The organism is Pseudonocardia zijingensis (genome assembly GCF_042657305.1).
Classification (GTDB): Bacteria; Actinomycetota; Actinomycetes; order Mycobacteriales; family Pseudonocardiaceae; genus Pseudonocardia; species Pseudonocardia zijingensis.
Genome location: NZ_JBHSKO010000012.1, coordinates 26,458 through 47,029 on the forward strand (window position 1 = coordinate 26,458; position 20,572 = coordinate 47,029).

General features: G+C 73.1%; 18 protein-coding genes. 16 read left to right on the top strand and 2 right to left on the bottom strand.

The window, feature by feature from the left end; all coding sequences use genetic code 11:
• The first annotated feature begins 66 nt into the window (after positions 1 to 66).
• The 8 genes from ACFPL3_RS22685 to ACFPL3_RS22720 are packed head-to-tail and all read left to right on the top strand — an operon-like array spanning position 67 to position 8,615.
• Positions 67 to 1,272: an epoxyalkane--coenzyme M transferase gene (locus tag ACFPL3_RS22685; protein ID WP_343940040.1), complete on the top strand. Its 1,206-nt coding sequence runs from the start codon at positions 67 to 69 to the stop codon at positions 1,270 to 1,272.
• A gap of 30 nt (positions 1,273 to 1,302) precedes the next feature.
• Positions 1,303 to 2,781 carry a hypothetical protein gene (locus ACFPL3_RS22690; RefSeq protein ID WP_343940042.1) on the top strand — a complete coding sequence of 493 codons (1,479 nt, stop codon included), beginning with the start codon at positions 1,303 to 1,305 and terminating at the stop codon, positions 2,779 to 2,781.
• Positions 2,781 to 3,821 carry a uroporphyrinogen decarboxylase/cobalamine-independent methonine synthase family protein gene (locus ACFPL3_RS22695; protein WP_343940044.1) on the top strand — a complete coding sequence of 347 codons (1,041 nt, stop codon included), beginning with the start codon at positions 2,781 to 2,783 and terminating at the stop codon, positions 3,819 to 3,821. The genes ACFPL3_RS22690 and ACFPL3_RS22695 overlap by 1 nt, the downstream gene beginning before the upstream one ends.
• Positions 3,818 to 5,026, top strand: a complete 1,209-nt coding sequence (gene metK / locus ACFPL3_RS22700; protein ID WP_343940046.1) for a methionine adenosyltransferase — start codon at positions 3,818 to 3,820, stop codon at positions 5,024 to 5,026. The genes ACFPL3_RS22695 and metK overlap by 4 nt, the downstream gene beginning before the upstream one ends.
• Positions 5,023 to 5,892, top strand: a complete 870-nt coding sequence (purU, locus tag ACFPL3_RS22705; RefSeq protein ID WP_343940048.1) for a formyltetrahydrofolate deformylase — start codon at positions 5,023 to 5,025, stop codon at positions 5,890 to 5,892. Before metK ends, purU begins: the two co-directional genes overlap by 4 nt.
• Before the next feature lie 23 nt (positions 5,893 to 5,915).
• Entirely contained in the window at positions 5,916 to 6,905 is a 990-nt protein-coding gene (locus tag ACFPL3_RS22710; protein ID WP_379589625.1) for a carbohydrate kinase family protein, read from the top strand.
• Positions 6,902 to 7,753: a bifunctional methylenetetrahydrofolate dehydrogenase/methenyltetrahydrofolate cyclohydrolase FolD gene (gene folD / locus ACFPL3_RS22715; protein ID WP_379589626.1), complete on the top strand. Its 852-nt coding sequence runs from the start codon at positions 6,902 to 6,904 to the stop codon at positions 7,751 to 7,753. The genes ACFPL3_RS22710 and folD overlap by 4 nt, the downstream gene beginning before the upstream one ends.
• Positions 7,743 to 8,615, top strand: coding sequence for a methylenetetrahydrofolate reductase (locus ACFPL3_RS22720; protein ID WP_343940053.1), 873 nt, complete (start codon positions 7,743 to 7,745; stop codon positions 8,613 to 8,615). The genes folD and ACFPL3_RS22720 overlap by 11 nt, the downstream gene beginning before the upstream one ends.
• Before the next feature lie 18 nt (positions 8,616 to 8,633).
• On the opposite strand, the gene ACFPL3_RS22725 is transcribed toward ACFPL3_RS22720, so the two are convergent.
• Positions 8,634 to 10,190, bottom strand: coding sequence for an HNH endonuclease signature motif containing protein (locus tag ACFPL3_RS22725; RefSeq protein ID WP_343940055.1), 1,557 nt, complete (start codon positions 10,188 to 10,190; stop codon positions 8,634 to 8,636).
• Between the two features lie 123 nt (positions 10,191 to 10,313).
• Between ACFPL3_RS22725 and ACFPL3_RS22730 the strand changes: the two genes are divergently transcribed.
• Genes ACFPL3_RS22730 through ACFPL3_RS22750 form a run of 5 tightly spaced genes read left to right on the top strand, consistent with a single transcriptional unit; the run spans position 10,314 to position 16,736 of the window.
• Complete coding sequence (locus tag ACFPL3_RS22730) at positions 10,314 to 11,333, top strand: sugar-binding transcriptional regulator (protein ID WP_343940057.1); 1,020 nt, start codon at positions 10,314 to 10,316, stop codon at positions 11,331 to 11,333.
• Positions 11,330 to 12,466 (top strand): substrate-binding domain-containing protein, encoded by a 1,137-nt coding sequence (locus tag ACFPL3_RS22735; protein WP_343940059.1) that lies wholly within the window; start codon positions 11,330 to 11,332, stop codon positions 12,464 to 12,466. The genes ACFPL3_RS22730 and ACFPL3_RS22735 overlap by 4 nt, the downstream gene beginning before the upstream one ends.
• 13 nt (positions 12,467 to 12,479) lie before the next feature.
• Positions 12,480 to 14,972: an ATP-binding cassette domain-containing protein gene (locus tag ACFPL3_RS22740; protein ID WP_343940061.1), complete on the top strand. Its 2,493-nt coding sequence runs from the start codon at positions 12,480 to 12,482 to the stop codon at positions 14,970 to 14,972.
• Entirely contained in the window at positions 14,972 to 15,988 is a 1,017-nt protein-coding gene (locus ACFPL3_RS22745) for an ABC transporter permease (protein WP_343940063.1), read from the top strand. The genes ACFPL3_RS22740 and ACFPL3_RS22745 overlap by 1 nt, the downstream gene beginning before the upstream one ends.
• Positions 15,989 to 16,013: 25 nt before the next feature.
• A complete protein-coding gene (locus ACFPL3_RS22750; protein WP_343940065.1) occupies positions 16,014 to 16,736 on the top strand; it encodes an amidohydrolase family protein in 723 nt (240 codons plus the stop codon).
• Positions 16,737 to 16,801: 65 nt separating this feature from the next.
• On the opposite strand, the gene ACFPL3_RS22755 is transcribed toward ACFPL3_RS22750, so the two are convergent.
• Positions 16,802 to 17,458 (bottom strand): GntR family transcriptional regulator, encoded by a 657-nt coding sequence (locus ACFPL3_RS22755; RefSeq protein ID WP_343940067.1) that lies wholly within the window; start codon positions 17,456 to 17,458, stop codon positions 16,802 to 16,804.
• A gap of 350 nt (positions 17,459 to 17,808) precedes the next feature.
• Here ACFPL3_RS22755 and ACFPL3_RS22760 point away from each other — a divergent pair, with 350 nt between their 5' ends.
• From ACFPL3_RS22760 to ACFPL3_RS22770, 3 genes are read left to right on the top strand one after another with little or no spacing between them, the layout of a single operon-like run.
• Entirely contained in the window at positions 17,809 to 19,242 is a 1,434-nt protein-coding gene (locus tag ACFPL3_RS22760) for an MFS transporter (RefSeq protein WP_343940069.1), read from the top strand.
• Between the two features lie 31 nt (positions 19,243 to 19,273).
• Positions 19,274 to 20,179, top strand: a complete 906-nt coding sequence (locus tag ACFPL3_RS22765) for an allantoinase PuuE (RefSeq protein ID WP_343940071.1) — start codon at positions 19,274 to 19,276, stop codon at positions 20,177 to 20,179.
• Positions 20,176 to 20,541: a cupin domain-containing protein gene (locus ACFPL3_RS22770; RefSeq protein ID WP_343940072.1), complete on the top strand. Its 366-nt coding sequence runs from the start codon at positions 20,176 to 20,178 to the stop codon at positions 20,539 to 20,541. Before ACFPL3_RS22765 ends, ACFPL3_RS22770 begins: the two co-directional genes overlap by 4 nt.
• Positions 20,542 to 20,572 lie beyond the last annotated feature (31 nt).

Consider the following 20,572-nt stretch of genomic DNA (forward strand, 5'->3'; position numbering starts at 1 on the left):
CCGCTGCACCGGCAGGCCGTGCTGGGCGCCGGCAGGTCCGGCGTCCCGACGAGGAGGAACGAAGCGATGAAGCGCAACGACGGGCGGATCCGGACCTCGCACGGCGGCAACCTGCCGCTGCCCGCCGACCTCAACGCGATGCTCGCCACCCCGGAGCGCGACGAGGCCGCCGTCCGCAGCCGGCTCGCCGAGGCCGTGCAGGAGGTCGTCGACCTCCAGGCGGAGTGCGGCGTCGACGTCCTCAACGACGGCGAGTACGTGAAGGCCGGCGCGGCGGGTGCCTACGCGGGCTACATCCACGCCCGGGTCACCGGCTGGGAGGTGCGCACCGGCGACGACGCGCCGCCCGCCAAGCGCGCCGGCACGGCCGAGCGCGACCGGCGCCTCTTCCCCGGGGTCTACGAGTCGGGGCTGTGGATGTCGGGCTCCGGCGGCCCCGTGCGTCCCGGGTTCGCGACGCCGGGCGCGGTGCCGCGCCATCGGGGCACGCGGGTGTGCGTCGAACCGGTGCGCTACGTGGGGCACGAGGCCATCGCCGCGGACATCACCGCGCTGCAGCACGCGCTGAAGGGCAAGAACGGCGACACGGAGGGCTTCATCGCCGCGCTCGGCCCGCTCAGCCTGGGCGCCGGTGCGGTCAACGAGCACTACGCGTCGGAGGAGGAGTACCTCATGGCGGTGGCGGAAGTGGTCCGCGAGGAGTACCGCGCCATCACCGACGCCGGCCTGATCGTCCAGGTCGACGAGCCCGAGTTCCTCACCACCTGGACCTTCTACCCGGAGTGGGAGGTCGCCGACCTGCGCCGCTACCTGGAGATGGCCGTCCGGGTGATCAACCACGCGCTCGAGGGCATCCCGCTCGAGCAGGTCCGCTTCCACTCCTGCTGGGGCAGCGGGCACCGCCCCCACACCACCGACATCGGACTGCGCGAGGTCGTCGACCTGCTGGTGCGGATCAACGCCCAGTGCTACGCGATCGAGGCGGGCAACGTCCGGCACGCGCACGAGTGGCGGGTGTGGGAGGACGTCGACCTCCCCGAGGGCCGGATGGTCATGCCTGGCGTCATCAGCCACGCCACCGACCTCGTCGAGCACCCCGAGCTGGTGGCCGAGCGGCTGACGAACTTCGCGAGCGTGCTCGGGCGCGAGAACGTCCAGGCGGGCACCGACTGCGGGATCGGCTCCCGCGTCGGCCACGAGGAGATCGTCTGGGCGAAGCTGCGCGCCCTCGGCCAGGGCGCTGCGCTCGCCAGCTCACGGCTCTGGTCGTGAGGGCCTCCGAGACGCGAAGGACGATCGGCCATGCTCGTTGACTTCCGACCGCACACCCGGCTGCGCGGCGCGCAGCCGGTGGACCTCGTGAAGTCCGTCGTCCCCGTCGTGGAGGCGCTGGGCGAGGGCGCGGTGGACCTGGCGAAGGTCCGGGTGGTGTCGGACTGGGTCCAGTACCGGGAGAACTTCCGCGAGGTCGTGGACCTGCGCCCGATCCTGCACTCCGCCCCCGCCGGTGGGGCCGTGCCCGTTCCGATGGGCGTGCGCGAGGACGACCTCGAGGTGGCCGTCGACGTGCGGCGCAGCCACGACGTGCCGCTCAAGGAGGTCACCGCCGCGCTGCTGCGCAGCGAGCCCGACCGCGTGCTGCTGGAGAGCTGGGGGCGGGGGAGCGAGAGCGTCGTCTGGGACTTCAACGCGCTCTACTGGTCGGCGCTCGAGCTGTGGGAGAAGGCGACCGGCCGCGGGTACGAGCAGGCGCTGCCCGGCGGGGAGAGCGACGCCCGCAACCGGGCCGCGGCGCGCGAGCTCGTCGACGGGCTGTTCGCGGTGTGGGACCGGCTCTCGGAGTCCAACGCGCTGCCCGACGAGCTCTACGTGGTGGAGCTCGGGGTGGGCAACGGGGGACAGGCGAAGGTGTTCCTCGACGTGTTCGCCGAGCGCGACCGCGAACACGGGCGCGGCTACTACCGGCGCCTGCACTACCTCATGTGCGACTACTCCCAGCACGTCCTCGACCTGGCGCGCGAGACCGTGGCCGACCACATCGCGCACGTCAGCTCGTTCGCCCTCGACGCCACCCGGCCCCGCACGTCACTGGGGTTCCTGCAGTACAAGGTCTTCCTGGTCTACGTCTCCAACGTCTACGACAACCTGCCCACCGACGAGGTCGCCCACCTCGGGGGCCGCACCTACTGCGTGCAGACCCGCGCCTACCTCGCGCAGGCCGACGCGGCCGAGCTGGCCGAGGCGGCCGGGGCGAGCACGCAGGACCTGCCGGGGCTGGTGCACAAGCTGCTGCGGCTCGGGCCCGCCCTGCTGCCCGAGGCCGCGCCCGCCCACTTCCCCGACGTCGAGTCGGCGGTGGCCTTCTGGCAGCGCGCGTGGTCGGCGTTGCGGCTCGAGGAGCGCTACGTCCCGCTGCTCGGGCTGGACACCTACACGCTCGCGCCGGGGCTGGGCGGGGAGCTGTTGCGGCCGCTCGTCGAGTCCGGCGCCGACATCCGGATGCACGTCAACAACGGGGCGCTGGCCAGCTTCGTCGACAGCCTCATGCTGCTGCACCCGTTCGGCAGGCTGGTGTGCCACGACCTGTTCGTCACGGACATCGAGGGCTACCGGACCCACTTCCGCGGGCCCGGCAAGTACGACGGCTCCGTCGTCAACTGGGTCAACGGGCCGCTGCTCGCGCACGTGGGCCGCCGCCGCGGCTTCGAGGTGCACTACGAGCGCTTCCGGCACCGGTCCGGCGGCAACATCGTCACGATGACCGCGCAGGTGCGGGACTGATGGCGAGCGACCTGCCCCTGCTCCCGACCACCGTGGTGGGCTCCTACCCGGTACCGGAGTGGATGGAGCGGCTGAAGACGGAGTACTTCCGCGGGAAGATGAGCCCCGCCCAGCTGCAGGACGTGCACGAGACCGCCATCAAGGCCGCGCTGCGCGACCAGGAGCGCGCCGGCATCGACATCGTCTCCGACGGCGAGCTGCGCCGCGACAACGACCTCGACTACTTCCTCGCCCGCATCCCGGGCATCGAGCTGGCCCACACGGCCAAGGACTTCTACTTCGACTACTACGAGACGCTGGTGCGCGCCCCGCTGCCCGCGCCCGGCGACGGCGCGCCTCTGGGGCTCGCCGAGGACTACGCGTTCACCGCGGGGCAGACCGAGCGGCCGATCAAGTTCTCCTTCACCGGGCCGTTCTCGCTCTCGCGCCGCGTGCGCGACGAGGCGTATGCCGACCGCACCGAGCTGGTGCGGGCGATCGCCCGGGTCCTCAACGCCGAGGCGCGCGCACTGGCCGCCCGGGGCGCGCAGCTGCTCCAGATCGACGAACCGTTCCTCGCCGGCTACCCCCACGAGGTCGGCATCGCCGTCGAGGCGATCAACATCGTCACGGCGGGCGTGGACGTCACCTGGGGCCTGCACGTCTGCTACGGCAACCGCTACGCCCGGCCCTCGTGGGAGGGCCACTACGACTTCCTGTTCCCCGCCGTGCTCGACGCCGACGTCGACCAGCTCGTGCTCGAGTTCGCCCGCAAGGGATACGACGACCTCACGGTCGTGGCCAAGCACGGCTGGGACCGCGCGCTCGGCGTGGGGGTCGTCGACGTCAAGAGCGGCGAGGTCGAGAGCCCCGAGCTCGTGGCCGCCCGCATCCGCGGGGCGCTGGAGTTCGTGCCCGCGGACCGCCTCGTGATCAACCCGGACTGCGGGTTGCGCAACCTCTCCGGCCCCGTCGCGCGGGCGAAGCTCGCGGCGATGGTGACCGGCGCCGAACAGGTCCGGCGCTCGGTCGCCGGCGACACCGAAGGAGCACCAGGATGACCCAGTCCGACCCGCACGACTACCTGTTCACGTCCGAGTCGGTGACCGAGGGACATCCGGACAAGATCGCCGACGCGATCTCGGACGCCGTGCTCGACGCCGCGCTCACCAACGACCCCTACTCCCGGGTGGCGTGCGAGACGCTGATCACCACGGGCATGGTGGTGCTCGCGGGGGAGATCACCACCCCGGAGCACCTGGACTACACCCAGATCGTCCGCGACACCGTCAACCGCATCGGCTACGACGACGGGAACTACGGCTTCGACGGGCACAGCTGCGCGGTGCTCGTGGCGCTGGACAAGCAGTCGCCGGACATCGCGCAGGGCGTCGACCAGGCCCACGAGCACCGCAGCGGGTCGTCGGGCGACGCGTACGACCTCGCAGGCGCCGGCGACCAGGGGATGATGTTCGGCTACGCCACCGACGAGACGCCCGAGCTCATGCCGACGCCGATCGCGCTGGCGCACCGGCTGTCGCGGCGGCTCGCCGCCGTGCGCAAGGACGGCACGCTGGGCTACCTGCGCCCGGACGGCAAGACGCAGGTGTCGGTGCGCTACGCCGACGGTGTCCCGGTGGCCGTCGAGCGGGTGCTGATCTCCACTCAGCACGCCGAGGACGTCACCGCCGAGCAGATCCGCGAGGACCTGTGGCGCCACGTCGTCACCGCCGAGCTGCCCGACGAGCTCTACGACGCCGACGCGCTGCACGCCGACCTGCTGGTGAACCCCACCGGCCGGTTCGTCATCGGCGGCCCCGTCGGCGACGCGGGCCTGACCGGCCGGAAGATCATCGTCGACACCTACGGCGGGTTCGCCCGCCACGGCGGCGGCGCGTTCTCCGGGAAGGACCCGTCGAAGGTCGACCGGTCGGCGGCCTACGCGGCGCGCTACGTCGCGAAGAACGTGGTGGCAGCGGGCCTGGCCCGCCGGGCCGAGGTGCAGGTGGCGTACGCGATCGGCGTGGCCCGCCCGGTGTCGGTGCTGGTGGAGACGTTCGGCACGGAACGCGTGGACAGGCGGCTGATCGAGAAGCTGGTGGCCGAGCACTTCGACCTGCGCCCGGCCGCGTTCCGCGCCCAGCTCGACCTGCACCGCCCCATCTACGGCCCGACCGCGGCGTACGGCCACTTCGGCCGCACCGACCTCGACCTGCCCTGGGAGCGCATCGACCGGGCAGAAGCGCTCCTCGACGCGGCCCGGTGACCGCCCCGGTCGAGGCCGACATCGGCCGGCTCGTCGTGTCCTGCACCGACGGGCCGGGGATCGTGGCCCGCGTCAGCGCGTTCCTGCACGGGCGGGGCGCCAACATCGTGCAGTCGGACCAGTTCTCCACCGGGCCGGTGGGCGGCCGGTTCTTCCTGCGCACCGAGTTCCACCTGCCCGGCCTGGCCAAGGCGCTGCCCGATCTGGAACGCGACTTCGCCTCCCAGGTGGCCCGCACTGTCGGTGGCACGTTCCAGCTGCGCGATGCCGCCGAGGCCCCGCGGGTGGTGCTGTTCGTGTCCCGCTACGACCACTGCCTGCTCGACCTGCTGTGGCGCGCCCGGCGCGGCGAGCTGCCGATGACGGTGGTGCAGGTCGTGTCGAACCACCCGGACCTGGCGGCCGACGTCGCCGGGTTCGGCGTGCCCTTCGCCCACGTCCCGGTCACCCGGGACACGAAGCCGGTGGCCGAGCAGCGCGAGCTCGAGCTGCTCGCCGGGCGCGTCGACCTCGTCGTCCTCGCCCGGTACATGCAGGTCCTGTCCGCGGACTTCCTCGACCGCGTCGGCGTACCGGTGATCAACATCCACCACTCGTTCCTGCCCGCCTTCGCCGGCGCAGGACCCTACGAGCGCGCCAAGCAGCGCGGCGTGAAGCTCATCGGCGCCACCGCGCACTACGCCACCGAGGACCTCGACGAGGGCCCGATCATCGAGCAGGACGTCGTGCGGGTCTCCCACCGCGCCGGCGTCGCCGAGCTCACCCGCGCAGGCGCCGACATCGAACGCGCCGTGCTCGCCCGCGCCGTCCGCTGGCACTGCGAGGACCGGGTGCTGGTCGACGGGCGCACCACCGTCGTCTTCTGAGCCGCCCACCGGAGGGACGCCCCATGCCCGGAACCATCGCCGTCGCGGGCTCCATCGCGACCGACCACCTCATGCGCTACCCCGGCCTGTTCGGCGACCAGCTCGTCGACGGCCACCTCGACCGCATCTCGCTGAGCTTCCTCGTCGACGACCTCGTGGTGCGCCGCGGCGGGGTCGGCGCCAACATCGCGTTCGCGTTGGGGGTGCTCGGCGCCCGCCCGCTGCTCGTCGGGGCCGTCGGCGAGGACTTCGCCGACTACCGCGCCTGGCTCGAACGGCACGGCGTCGACTGCGCGGGCGTGCACACCTCGGCCACCGCCCACACCGCGCGGTTCACCTGCACCACCGACGAGGCGCAGTGCCAGCTCGCGTCGTTCTACCCCGGTGCCATGAGCGAGGCCGCCGCGATCCGGCTCGCCCCGCTCGTCGAGAGCCACGGCGTCGAGCTCGTCCTGATCGGCGCCGACGACCCGGAGGCCATGCTCACCCACACCCAGGAGGCCCGCGAGCTGGGCGTGCCCTTCGCCGCCGACCCCTCGCAGCAGCTGCCCCGCCTGGACACCGACCGGTGCCGCATGCTCGTGGGCGGCGCCCGCTACCTGTTCAGCAACGAGTACGAGTGGGAGCTGCTGCAGCGCCGCACCGGGTGGAGCGAGCAGGACATCGCGGCCCGGGTGGACCTGCGCGTCACCACCCTCGGTTCCAAGGGCGTCGTCGTCGTCGACGAGGACACCGAGATCCACGTCGACGCCGTCCCCCCGCGCGAGATCGTCGACCCCACGGGCGTCGGCGACGCGTTCCGGGCCGGGTTCCTCGCCGCCGTCGCGCAGGGGTTCGGGCTCGAACGCGCCGCCCAGCTCGGGGCGCTCGTCGCCACCCTGGTGCTCGAGGCCTCCGGGCCCCAGGAGTGGCACCTCGACCCCGACGACGCCGTCGCGCGCCTCGCCGACGCCTACGGCACTCGCGCCGCCGCCGACCTCGGCCCCCTCCTGCGCGTGGACGCCGCGGCATGACGGCGACCCCGATCGACGGCCGGGCCGTCGCCGCGCAGGTGCGGGCCCGCGTCGCGCGGGCCGTCGCCGCGCTGCCGGTGCCGCCCGGGCTCGCCACGGTCCTCGTCGGCGACGACCCGGCCTCGGCGATCTACGTCCGCAACAAGCGCCGCCAGTGCGTCGAGGTGGGGATGCGCGACCTGCACCGGCACCTGCCCGGCGACGTCACCCAGGCCGGCGCCGCCGCCGTGCTCGACGAGCTCGCCGCCGACCCGGCCGTCACCGGGATCCTGCTGCAGCTGCCCCTGCCCCCGCACCTCGACGCCGCCGCCCTCGTGGACCGCATCCCCCCGGCCAAGGACGTCGACGGGCTCACCGAGGGCAGCGCGGGGCGCCTCGCCCTCGGCCGCCCCGGCCTGCGCCCGTGCACCCCCGCCGGGGTGCTCGCGCTGCTGGACGAGACCGGGGTCGACCTGGCCGGCGCGCACGCCGTGGTCGTCGGCCGCTCCGACCTCGTCGGCAAGCCGATGGCGCAACTGCTCCTGCAGCGCCACGCCACGGTGACCGTGTGCCACTCCCGCACCAAGGAGCTGGCAGCCACCTGCCGGCTCGCCGACGTGCTCGTCGTCGCCGCAGGCGTGCCGCGCCTCATCGGGGCCGACGCCGTGAGACCCGGCGCCACCGTCGTGGACGTCGGCATCCACCGCACCGCGGACGGGCTGTGCGGCGACGTCGACGCCGCCGCGGTCAGCGAGGTCGCGGGCGCCCTCACCCCGGTGCCCGGCGGTGTCGGGCCGATGACGATCGCGATGCTGCTGCACAACACCCTCGAGGCGGCGACCACGGCGGGGGCGACCCATGCGGCCTGATCAGCAGGTCTCCGTCCTCGACGGGTTCTCGATCGAGATGACCGCACGCGACGTCGCGGGCCTCGACGAGGCCGCCACGCTCCTGCCGCTCGGTACCCGGGTCAACATCGCCTACCTCGCGGGCGAGACCGCGGAGCAGCGGGTGGACGCCGCGCGGGCGGTGCGGGTGCGCGGCTTCACCCCGGTGCCGCACGTCGCGGCCCGTCGCATGCACTCGCCTGCCGAACTCGCCGAGTTCCTCGTGGCCCTGCACCAGGTGGGGGCGACCGACGAGTTGTTCGTGGTGGGCGGCGACCCGGCCACCCCCGCCGGCCCGTTCGCCGACAGCCTGTCGGTGCTGCGCAGCGGCCTGCTGCAGGAGGCCGGGGTGCGCCGGGTGGGCGTCGCGGGCTACCCGGAGGGCCACCCGGACATCCCCGCCGCCACGCTGGACGCGGCGCTGCGTGCCAAGGTCGCCGTGCTCGCCGAGCAGGGGCTGGAACCGGCGGTGATCACCCAGTTCGGATTCGACGTGCACCCGGTCCTCGACTGGATCGAGGCGCTGCGGAGCCAGGGGATCACGGCACCGGTCCGCGTCGGGGTGCCCGGGCCGGTCGGGATCAGGCGGCTGCTCGCCTACGCCCGCCGCTTCGGTGTGGCCACGTCCGCGAGCGTCACCCGCAAGTACGGGTTCTCCCTCGCCAACCTCCTGGGCACCGCCGGCCCGGACGCGTTCGTCACGGCGCTGGGCGACGGGCTCGCCCCCGGCGTCCACGGCGAGGTGCGGACGCACTTCTACACCTTCGGAGGCCTGCCGGCGACCTCGGCGTGGGTGCGGGGCTTCGCGGCCCGGCCGGGCCGGGCCTTCGACGGACGGGTCTGACCGGCGCGCTCCGGCCGATCAGAAAGGTGGCGGCTCTTCGTCGTCCGCGGGTGGGGCCGGGCCGTCGGGTGGCTCAGGTCCGTCGTTCCACCGCGCGGCGCTGCGGCGGTCGCGGGCGATCCGTTCCAGCCGGGCGAGCAGGTCCTTCGGCAGGCCGCGTCTTCTGGGGGCCTTGTCCGGTGGGAGGTCGTCGCCTTCGTCGGGCCGGTGGTCGTGGGGCTCGCTGTGGTAGCGGTGCCCGGTGGGGGTGATCCACTGGATGCGCCCGTCGGGCAGCGCCCGCACCTCCCACCCGGGAGCGTGCTTGACGCGGTGGTCGTGCCCGCAGCAGGCGTGCAGGTTCTGCTCGTTGGTGGGGCCCTCGGGGTACGGGGTGACGTGGTCGAGGTGGCTGTCGAGGGCCCGGCGGCGGCAGATCGGGCCGCGGCAGTACCCGTCGCGGGCGCGGACGTGGTCGGCCAGCCCGGCCGGCGGCCGGTAGGTGGTGCGCCCGTAGTCCAGGACGGTGCCCGAGAGCGGGTCGTAGATCAGGCGCTTCCACACGGCGTCGGCGGCGATCTCACGGGCCAGGTCGGCGGGGATGGAGCCGTGACCGACCAGCTCGCAGGGCTGGTCGTCGGCGCCGATCAGGGTGCTGAACGGCATCTGGACCTGCACGAGCGGCTTGCCGGGGTTGACCGGTCGCGGGGCTGAACCGCCTTCCCCGGGCTCAGCACCGCTGTCGGTGGGTGCGGTGAACGTGAGTCGTCCGGAGAGGAGGGCGGCGGCGATGTCGGCGCGGCGGGCATCCATGCCGCGGGGGTCGTCCTTGCCGCAGCCGAGGGCGAGGCGGGTGAGCCACTGGTAGCCGGCCTGCGCGTCCGATGCGGTCATCAGCATCCACAGCGAGGCCATGCCGTCCTGTTCCTCGCTGACCGCGACCCGGCGCCCGCGCCGGGCCACCTTGTGGCGCTCGGCAGCACCTTCCGGATCGATCGCGATCACGGCGCGGCGCAGCGCGGCCTTGAGCTGGCCCACGGTCTGGTCCGGCGCCCGGTCCAGGACCCGCAGTTGCACCGCGCGGGCCTTGTCGGCGGGCAGGTGGAGGGTGGCCTCGCAGATGGCCGTGACCCGGCGTTCGTCGAGGCGGCCCTCTTCCCACAGCTGCAGGGTCTCGGGCAGCACCTGTTCCAGCTGCACCGAGCGGCCCAGCCGGCCCTTGGCGGTGAGCCGGGCCAGCTTCAGGGCGAGCCCGACCTCGTCCGGGGCGAACCCGCCCATCGTGCAGCTGGTGTCGGCGGCGACCAGGCACGGGTCGTCGCCCGGGCGGCGGCGCGCGAACTCGGCCAGCAGCCGTGCCTGCCGCGCCTCGGCCCAGGCGGCGAAGCGTTCGAACCCGACGATCGCGTCGATCAGCTGCGCGTCCGACAGGCCTGCCTCGTGCTCGGTGTCGGTGTCGATCTCCAGGGCGGCCAGCCCGGACGGACGGGTGTTGGCCCAGGTGCGGTCCTCGATGTCCTGGCGCAGATCGCGTTCGATCGCCATCCAGTCGAAGGCGTCCTCCAGCTCGGGATCAACGGACGCGGCATCGAACATGTGTTCGATAGTACGGGTCGATGTGCGCTGTGACAACTGTTGTTTGACGAGCGCCGTACTGCCGACCTACTGTGCGGTGACAGATGCGCACGCCATGAGCATATGCTCAGGAAGTGGGTCCGGGTGCCCCTACCGAACGTGGACAAGCAGCGGCTGCTGGTCCGTGCCGCGGTGATGTACTACGTGGAGGGGAAGACCCAGCTCGAGATCGCGCGCCACCTCGGGGTGAGCCGCGCGACCGCAGGTCGGCTCGTCGCGCAGGCGCGGGCGTCGGGGATCGTTCGGATCGAGATCGTCTCGGGCATCACCCGGCAGGTCGAGACCGAGCTCGCACTCGAGGCCGCCTACGGGCTCGACGAGGTCGTCGTGGTGGACCCCGCCGACACCGACGCCGCGGGCAACGTCGACCTCGGCCAGGGCTGCGCCGACATGCTCGCCCGCAGGCTGGAGCCGGGCACGGTGATCGGGCTGGGCTGGAGCTCCAACCCCAACGAGTGGATCGCCCGCACCGCCGAGGTGCTGCGCACGCTGCGCCGCACCGCGGACGAGGTCCTCGACGTCACGGTCGTGCAGCTCGCCGGTGCGGCGCCGAGCGACCCGACGCGGGTGAACCCGATGCGCACGGTGTCGGCGGTGGCCGACGCCCTCGGGGCGCACGAGATCCTCATCGCGGCCCCGCTCTACGTGGACAACGCCGCCACCGTGGCCAGCCTGCGCGCCGACCGCGGGATCAGCACGGCCTTCGACACCGCGGCCCGCGCCGACATCTGCATGTTCGGGGTCGGTCACGTCACCGAGACGACGCCGCTCTACGCCAACGGCTACCTCGACGACCCGAGCCTGCGGCAGCTGCAGCGCCAGGGCGCCGTCGGCGACGCGGTGGGCCGCTTCTTCGACGCCGCGGGCCGGCCGATCGGGGGTGACCTCGCCGAGCGGACCCTGTCCGTCGAGCTCGAGGTCATCCGATCGCGGCCGCTGCGGGTGGCCGCCGCCGCCGGGCCCGAGCGCGTCGAGGCGCTGCGGGCGGCCCTGTCCGGCGGCCTCGCGAACGCCGTCGTCACCGACACCCCGACCGCGCAGGCCCTCCTCGAAGGGCACCGGCCGGAGCCCGTCCACCCCGATCCGAGAGGCACCACACCGTGAACAGACCTGCGACCAGGGGAGTTCGCCGGACACTGACGCTCGTCGCCGCGTTCCTGGCCGTCGCCCTCGTCTCCGCCTGCACGCTCAACGGTCCCGTCACCGACGCGACCGACGGCGCCGCGGGCGCCACGCAGCCGGGCGCCGCCGAGGAGACCCCCTACCTCGAGGGCCCGCTGAAGGTCGGCATCGCCGCCCGCGAGATCGTCAACGACTACAACCGCGACATCGTGGCCGGCGCCGAGGAGGCGTTCCGGGCCGCGGGCGGCACCGTGACGACGACGAACGCGGGCGGGGACGCCACCCGGCACATCAACAACATCCAGACGCTGGTGAACTCCGGGATCAACGTCCTGGTCATCGAGCTGGGGGACCCGGCGCAGCTCGGGCCGGTGGTGGCCCAGGCGCGGAGCAAGGGCGTCGTGGTGGTCACCGCGGGCGTGGGCTCCACCGTGCCCGGTGCCGTCACCGACGTCGGCGGCGACGAGTCGCTGATGGCCGAGATGGTGGCCCGGGCCCTGCTGGACGCGATGGGCTACCGCGGCGACCTCTACGCGTTCTGGGTGCCGGGGGCGCCTCTGCTCGAGACCCGGCTGCGGGTGCTGCAGGCCATGGTCGAGGACTACCCAGGCGTCACGCTGCACCTGCAGCCGTCCGACCACAGCCCGGCCCGGGTGCAGTCGCAGATGCAGGCGATCCTCACCTCGAACCCGGACCCCGGGTCGATCGCCGGCGTGTGGGGCGCCTACGACCAGATGACGTCCGGCGCGGTGCAGGCGATCCAGCAGGCGAACCGCCCCGAGATCGCGGTGGCCTCGATCGACGGCGACCGTGCGAGCTTCCCGATGCTGTACGCGCCGAACAGCCCGTTCGTCGCGACCGTCGTGCAGAACGCCCAGCTCATCGGGCAGCTCGCGGCGCAGGCCGCGCTCGACGCGCGGGCCGGGGAGCAGGTCAGCCCGAACATCTTCACCACGGCGTGGGTGGCCACCCGCCACAACGGGATCGCCGCCGCCGAGCGCCGCTACGGCCCGGGGATCTGGGAGCAGGTCAAGCTCGACAAGGCCGGGATCGAGAGCCGGTGGCCCCAGTCGCAGGACGTGGTGGTCATGCAGCCGATCTCCCCGCGCGGTTGAGGGAGAGGGCGACATGGCCGAAGGGATCGCGGCCGCCGTCCGCGGCGCCGTCGTGCGGTTCGGGACGACCACCGTGCTGCACGGGGTCGACCTGGAGCTGCGCGCCGGTGAGGTGCACGCCCTCGTCGGGCAGAACGGCGCGGGCAAGTCGACGCTGGTGAAGGCGCTGATGGGCGTCAACCCGCTGGCGGAAGGGCACGTCGAGGTCGCGGGCAGCCGCGTGGACCTCGCGGGGCCCGAGGACGCCCGTGCGCTCGGGCTCGAGATCGTCTACCAGGACCAGCCGCTCGCGCCGCGGATGACCGTGGCGGAGAACATGTTCCTCGGCCGCGAGCCCGCCCGGACCGGCGTGCTCGACCGCGCCGGCATGCACCGGCGGGCCCGGCAGGTGCTGGAGCGGGTGGGCGCGCTCTGCGGGCCGGACGACGTCGTCGGCGACCTCACGCCCACCCAGCGGGTGCAGGTGTCGATCGCCGCCGCACTGGCCGCTGAGCCCCGTGTCCTGGTGCTCGACGAGCCGACGGCCGCGCTGGGCGCCGCCGAGTCCGCCTCCGTCTTCGAACTCATCCGGGCCGCGCGCGCCGAGGGCGTGGCGGTGCTCTACATCTCGCACCGGCTGCACGAGATCACCTCCCTCGCCGACCGCGTCACCGTGCTGCGCGACGGCAGGCGCACCAGCGTGGCGCCCGCGGCAGGGCTGTCCACGCAGGACATCATCGCGGCGATGGTCGGGCGCGACCTCGAGGCGCTGTTCCCCGACGTCCCGCACACGCCGGGCGACCCGCTGCTCGAGGTGCGGCACCTGCGCTCCGGCGAGCTCGTGCGCGACATGGACCTGTCGCTGCGCAGCGGGGAGATCGTCGGCCTCGCCGGGCTCGTCGGGTCCGGGGCCAGCGAGACCCTGCTGGCCCTGTTCGGCGACCGCCGCTCCACCGGCGACGTGCGGCTCGGCGGGCGGGAACTCGCCGCGTCGAACCCGCGCGCGGCCGTGCGGCGCGGGGTGGCGCTCGTGCCGGAGGAGCGGCGCACCGAGGCGCTGTTCCCCGGGCTGTCGGTGGGGGTGAACCTCACCGCGTCGAGCCTCGGCGCGCACGCCCGCGGCGGCGTGCTGTCGCGGCGCCGGGAGCGGCGCACGGCCGAGGACCTCGTCGAGCGGCTCGGCATCGTGCCGCGCTCACCCGCGCAGGACGTCGCCACGCTTTCCGGCGGGAACCAGCAGAAGGTCGTGGTCGGGCGCTGGCTCGCCCGCGGCGGGCAGCTGTACCTCGTCGACGAGCCCACCGCGGGCGTGGACGTCGCGGCGAAGGCGGAGATCTACCGCCACCTCGGCGAGCTCGCGGCCGGGGGAGCGGCGGTGCTCGTGGTGTCGTCCGACTTCGAGGAGCTGATCGGGCTCTGCGACCGGATCCTCGTCGTGCGCGACGGTGTGGTCGTCGAGGAGATCGGCCGCGGCGAGGTGGACGAGGAGGAGCTCACCGCGCGCGCCGCGGGCGCGGATGCCGCCGACGGTGACACCACCGCGGACCCGGCCGCCCCCGCCGCGGAGCCTGCGCCCCGGCGGGCGGCGCGGCTGCGGCAGATCGGGGTCGGGGTGGCGATGCTCGCGGTGGTGGCGGCGCTGGTCGCCGGGTCGCCCGGGTTCCTGCTCTCCTCGGGGTTCTGGGACGTCCTGCGGCAGGCCGGCACCCCGGTGTTGCTCGCCGCGGCGCTCACCGTCGCCCTCGGCGCGGGCGCGTTCGACCTGTCGGTCGGCGCGGTAGCCCAGCTCACCGCCACGTTGTCGGCCGCGCTCGTGGTGGCCGGCGTGCCCACTCCGCTGGTGCTGGCGGCCGGGATCGTCACCGGCGTGGTCGTCGGGGCGGTGAACGGCGGCGTGACGGTGCTGCTGCGGGTGCCGTCGTTCGTCGCCACGCTCGGGATGCTGTTCCTCCTGGTGGGGATCACGCTGGGCGTCAACGGCGGGCTCGCGGTGCCCGCGGAGACCTACTCGTTCCTGCTGCTCGGCCAGGGCTTCGTCGGGCCCGTGCCCGCCATCGTGATCACGGCGGGCGTCGTCATCGCGGTCGTGGCGCTGGTCTGGCGGCTCACCCCCACCGGGCTGCGGCTGCGCGCCACCGGCGACGACGAGCGCACCTCCCGGCTGCGCGGGGTGCGCACCGGCTGGGCCACCGTCACCGCGCTGGTGCTCTCCGGGGCCCTGAGCGGGCTGGCCGGCGTGCTGCTGGCCTCCTACGCCGGTGGCGCGACCGCCCGGGACGCCTCGCTGGAGCTGCTGGTCACCGCGCTGGCGGCCGCGTTCCTCGGCTCGGCGCTCACCCGCACGTTCCTCTTCGACCCGGCCACGGCGGCCGTCGGCTCCCTCTTCGTCACCGCGACCGGCGCCGGCCTCATCGCCAACGGGCTCTCCGACGAGTGGCTCGGCGGGGTGCAGGGCGTGGTGCTGCTGGCCGCGGTGCTCGTCGCGGTCGCGAGACGCCGCGCACTCGGACAGGTGGTGATCTTCTGATGAGCGCTCCGACCGTGACCCGCCCGGAGGGCGGACCGTCGGGTTCCCCGGCCTCGCCGCCGTCGCGGCTGGACGGCGTGCGGTCCTACGCGACCGTGATCGGGATGCTGGTGGTGGTCGTGCTGATCGCCGTCGCGCGGCCGCTGTTCGTCGACCCGCGCAACCTCGCGGCGGTGGCCGTGGACGCCACCGTGCTCGTGGTGCTCGCCGTGGGCCTGAGCGTGCTCATGGCGATGAAGGGCCTCGACCTGTCGATCGCGGCCACCGCCGACCTCGCCGGCTACCTGGCGGCCCGCGCCCTGCTCGACGGGCACGGCACCGCCACGGCCGTGCTGATCGGGCTGGCCGTCGGGCTCGCCGTCGGAGTCGCCAACGGGGTGCTCGCCGGCTACCTGGGCGTCCCCGCCATCGTCGCGACGCTCGGGCTCAACCTCGTGCTCACCGCGGTGGGGCTCGTCGTCTCGGACAACGGCACCCCGCAGCAGCTGTTCACCGCGCCGATCGACCTGGTCAAGCCCATGCTCGTGTTCGGCAGCGACTCGTGGGGCCCGTTCCGCCTGCTGCTGCTCGCCGCCGTGGTGGTGGTGGCCGTGGTCTGGTTCGCGACGACCCGCACCACCTGGGGGCGGCGGATCGAGCTGGTGGACGCGGGCGCGCGGGCCGCCGAGCTGGCGGGCACGCCGGTGCGCGCGACCTTCGCGTCGGGGTTCGTGCTCTGCGGCCTGCTCGCCGGGGCGGGTGGCCTCATGCTCACGGCCCGCACCGGGCTCGCCGTGCCCGGCTCGGCGCAGCCGTTCCTGCTCGACGCGTTCACCGCGGTCTACCTCGGCGCCACCGCCTCCCCGCGGGGCCGGGTCAGCGTCGTGTGGACCGTGCTCGGCGCGGTGTTCGTCACGCTGCTCGCCAACGGGCTCGTGCTGCTGGGCCTGGGCGCGCCATGGCGCTACGGGCTCAACGGCGCCCTCATCCTGCTCGCGCTCGCCCTCGGCGTCCTGCGCCGCCGCGCGACCCGCTGACCCCCGACACCGGAAGGAAGAAGCGATGCCGCTCACCCTCGACGCCCACAACCACGTCGGCGTGCGCCACGGCGCGAGCCAGACCGGGGAGGAGCTCCTCGCCCGCATCGACGCCGCGGGCGTCGACCGCGCCTGCGCGTTCCCCTTCGTGGAGGGCGTGTTCGACAACGACGACGTGGACGCCGCCCGCGCCGCCGACCCGGATCGGATCGTGCCGTTCCTCGCCGTGAACCCGTGGCAGCGCGACGAGGCCGTGGCCGAGATCCACCGCCGGGCCGACAAGGGTTACCGCGGCCTCAAGCTGCACCCGACCATCCACGGCTACCACCTGTCCGACCTCGGGCTGGTCGGCCCGGTGCTCGACGCGGTGCGCGAGCGCGGGCTGGTGGTGATCTGCCACGGCGCCTCCGACCTGTACAACGCGCCGCCGGAGTTCGCCCGGGCCTGCCGCGCCTACCCCGAGGTGCCGTTCCTCATGGCGCACAGCGGCACGTTCTGGTCCCACGACCAGGCCGTCGAGATCGCCGCCGAGACCCCCAACCTCTACCTCGAGACCGCGCGCGTCCCGATCTTCGAGGTGGCGCTCTCGATCAAGGAGCTCGGGCCGGAGAAGGTGGTGTGGGGCACCGACTCGCCGTTCGTGGACTACACGTTCGAGTTCGAGAAGATGGCGCGCGCCGCGGGATCGGAGGACGCCCGCCAGCTCGTCTGCGGCGGCAACCTCGCCCGGTTGCTCGGGATCGACTGACCGTACTCGCGCATCCTTGTTGCCGGCTGCGCACAACGCGGATCAGAGACCGCCCGTGCGCGGGATCAGGCGGGTGTGTCGAAGGACAGCGAGCGGACGCCGCCCCGCAGCAGCATCTCGACGAATCGGTGGCTCTTCTCGACGTGTTCGCGCATGAACGCGCGGGCATCATCGGTGCGGCCCTCGACGAGGAGTTCCAGGATCCGGACGTGGTCGTCGTGGATCTCGTCGCGCCGGTTGAGGCCGTCGAGCCGCCGGTAGGGCTGGGTGCGCGAGTAGATCGTGCCGAGCAGTCGGACGAGCTCCTCGTTGCCGGACAGCCTCGCCAGTTCGGAGTGGATCTGCTCCTCGACGACGGGGTCGCCGCTGGTCTCGCGGCGAGCCCGCGCCAGCAGCTCCTGCAGGGACGCGCGGTCGGCCGACCGGCCCACGAGCCGGACCACGAGCTCCTCGAGCGTGGCCCAGATGACCATCAGGTCGGCCACGGTCTCCAGGCGGACGACGCGGACCGCGTAACCGCCGCCGGGGAGCCGCTCGACGAGCCCCATCTCCTGCAGTGACTTGAGCGCCTCGCGGACCGGGGTGCGACTGACGTTGTAGTGGCGTGCGAGCCCTTCCTCGGTGAGCCGCTCCCCGGGCTCGAGTTCGAACTCCGAGATCTGCCGGGCGACACCGTCCACGACCATCCGGCTCCGCGCCTCGTTGCCCCCAGCAGCCTTCATGACCCCTTCAGCGTCCCATCGTCGTCGCGCCCGTGGTCCACGATCCTGGACACGTACCGAGCAGTATACGGCGCCGCACCTCCCTGTCGGCGCGCCAGCCGTCACCTGGTTGTTGCATCGCGTCACGCGTCGGTCATCACACGCTTCCTAGCATCGAGCGGGCGCTGACCAGCTGCTTCCGGGTGCTCTACCCATTCCTTGCCTCCCGCCTCGTGGCGTGCTTAGGTACGACCGAAGTACAGAGCTGCATGCAGTCCGGTATGCACTGCCGATGGAAGCGGTCCGCCGGCAGCACGGAAGCAGGTGATGGCGACTCCGACCAGCGCCGCCCGCGACACCACGGAGGAAACGTGACGAGCCAGCAGCCACCACCCACCGAGACCCTCGGCGACGTCGTCGACCGCATCGGCGTCACCCGCACGCACTACGTCGCGCTCGTCCTCGTCGTCCTGGGCGGGCTGTTCGAGGTCTTCGAGCAGCTCATCCTCTCCTCGCTGGGTCCGGCCCTGCAGGAGGCTTTCGGGATCGACGCGGCGCGGATCAGCATCCTGTCCAGCATCACGCTGCTCGCCGTCGTGGCCGGCGGGATCATCGGCGGGGTACTCGGGGACCGGCTCGGCCGGCGGTCGGTGCTCTCCGTCAGCCTTGCGATCTACTGCATCGGCACGGTCATCTCGGCGTTCTCGCCCACCTACGAGGTGCTCGCGCTCAGCCGGGTCGTCACCGGGCTCGGTGTGGGCGGGGAGATCGCGATCGGGCTGACGTACCTGTCGGAGCTCGCGCCGACCAGGGTCCGCGGCGTGTTCGTCTCGCTGTTCAACACCGTCTCGGCGGGTGTCGGCACGTTCCTGGTGTTCGCCTACACCCTGCTCGTGCTGGGTCCGGTCGCCATCGCCGTTGGTGCGGGCCCCGACGCGTGGCGGTGGGCGTTCGGGCTGCTCGGGGTGCCGGTCGTTCTCATCGTCTTCTTCCGCCGCTACCTGCCCGAGACACCCGCGCACCTGCTCAAGCGCGGTGACATCGCGGGAACCAACCGGGCACTCACCCGGCTCGCACGGGGGCGTCTGCGGCTGCGCCCGGATGACGAGGTGACGCCGTTCGTGGACGAGCGCACGGCCTCGGCGTCGGAGAGCGCGCAGACGCACGGCACGGCCCGCGAGGAGCTGGCCAGCATCCTGGGCCCGGCGCTGCGGCGGCGCACCCTGGTGATGTCGCTGTCGACGTTCCTGGCCTGGGGCGTGCAGTTCAGCGTCATCATCATCATGCCGATCCTGCTGGTCCAACGCGGTTACTCGATCACCGGCAGCCTCACCCTCACGATGGTCCAGAACGTCGGCGCGTTGGTGGGCGCGTGCGCTGCGACGTTCGCGAGCTACTCCGTGGCCCGCCGGCGGGTCGTCGCGGTCGGCGCGCTGGCCGGCGCCGCCTCCGTCGCGGCGTTCGCGCTGTTCGCCCACGGCGACTGGTTGGTCCTCGTCATCGGGTTCGTGCTCCAGGTCTTCTGCCTCATGGTCAACACGACCCTGTGGCTGTGGGCGCCGGAGCTGTACCCGACGAACGTCCGGGCGTTCGGCACCTCCCTGGTCGTCAACATCGGCTTCCTCGGGGGCGCACTGGTGCCGGTGGCTTCGACCGTCGTGTTCGACCGCCTCGGCGCTGTGCCCGCGTTCGCCGTGCTTGCCGGCATGTACGTGGTGATGGCTGTGCTGATGGCGCTCGCAACCGAGACCCGAGGGGTCTCACTGGAACGGCTGCACGGGAAGAGCGCCGCCGCAGCGGCGTGACGGCGCGGACAACTCCTGGAGGAAGGGAAAGATGACAGCCAGCAGGGACTTCATCGGCTACGGGAACGCGTACCCGGACGTGTCGTGGCCCGACGGGAAGCGGCTCGCGCTCTCGATCGTGGTCAACTACGAGGAGGGCGCCGAGAAGTCCTACCTGGACGGCGATCCGGTCCAGGAAACCGGCACCGAGTGGGGCCGCTCTCCGGTGCCCGACGGCACCCGTGACCTCGCGATGGAGTCCATGTTCGAGTACGGCTCCCGGGTCGGCGTCTGGCGCATCCTGGACGTGCTGGAGCGGCATTCCGCACCGGCCACGTTCTACGCAGCTGCGAAGGCGCTGGAGATCCACCCCGAGGTCGGCCGGGTCGCCGTCGAGCGGGGCCACGAGATCTGCAGCCACGGGCTGCGCTGGGAGGAGGTCTTCCACCTCTCCCGCGACGAGGAACGCGCACACATCCGTGAGGCCGTCGAGATCATCGAGCGGGTCACCGGGTCACGGCCCGTCGGCTGGTACTGCCGCTACGGACCCAGCGTCCACACGCGTGAGCTCGTGGTCGAGGAGGGCGGGTTCACCTACGACTCGGACGCCTACAACGACGACCTGCCCTACTTCGTGGAGGTGAACGACACCGACCACCTCGTCATCCCCTACACCGCGGACGTCAACGACATGCAGTGGTGGATGGGCAGCATGGTCACCGGCGGCCAGTTCCTCGACTACGCCCGCGAGTCGTTCGACGTGCTGCACGCGGAGGCCCAGGAGCGGCCGCGGATGATGTCGGTCGGCTTGCACTGCCGGATCATCGGCCGGCCTGGGCGGATCGGCGGGCTCGACCGGTTCCTCGCCCACGCAGCGTCGTTCCCGGATGTCTGGATCACCACGAGGGCGCAGATCGCGCAGTGGTGGCACGCCCTGCGCAAGGACGGTGCGGTGTGAGCGACGACGTGCGCGTCGACGGTTTCGTGCGCCACCGGGGCGAGCCCGACGACGGTGGGTTGCTGCTGTCGTCGGCGAACGTCCCGGAGATCCAGAACTGCCTCGGGGTCGCCACGATCCCGGAGGGGGTGGTGTTGGAGGTGGAGACGGCACACACCACCGGAGAGGTCATGTACGTCGCCGCAGGCAGCGGGGAACTGCGCAAGCGGGGCGAGCCGATCCCGTTCCGGCAGGGCGATGCGATCTTCATCCCGGCCGGTGAGTGGCACTCGCTCGCCAACACCGGCGTCGGCGACCTGATCTCGGTGTTCTCATTCCCCCACCCGGCCCGCCCGGCGAGCGAGTCGCGCCCGACGGGGTAGGGGGCGACCGGGGGAATCCGCTCGCAGCGGA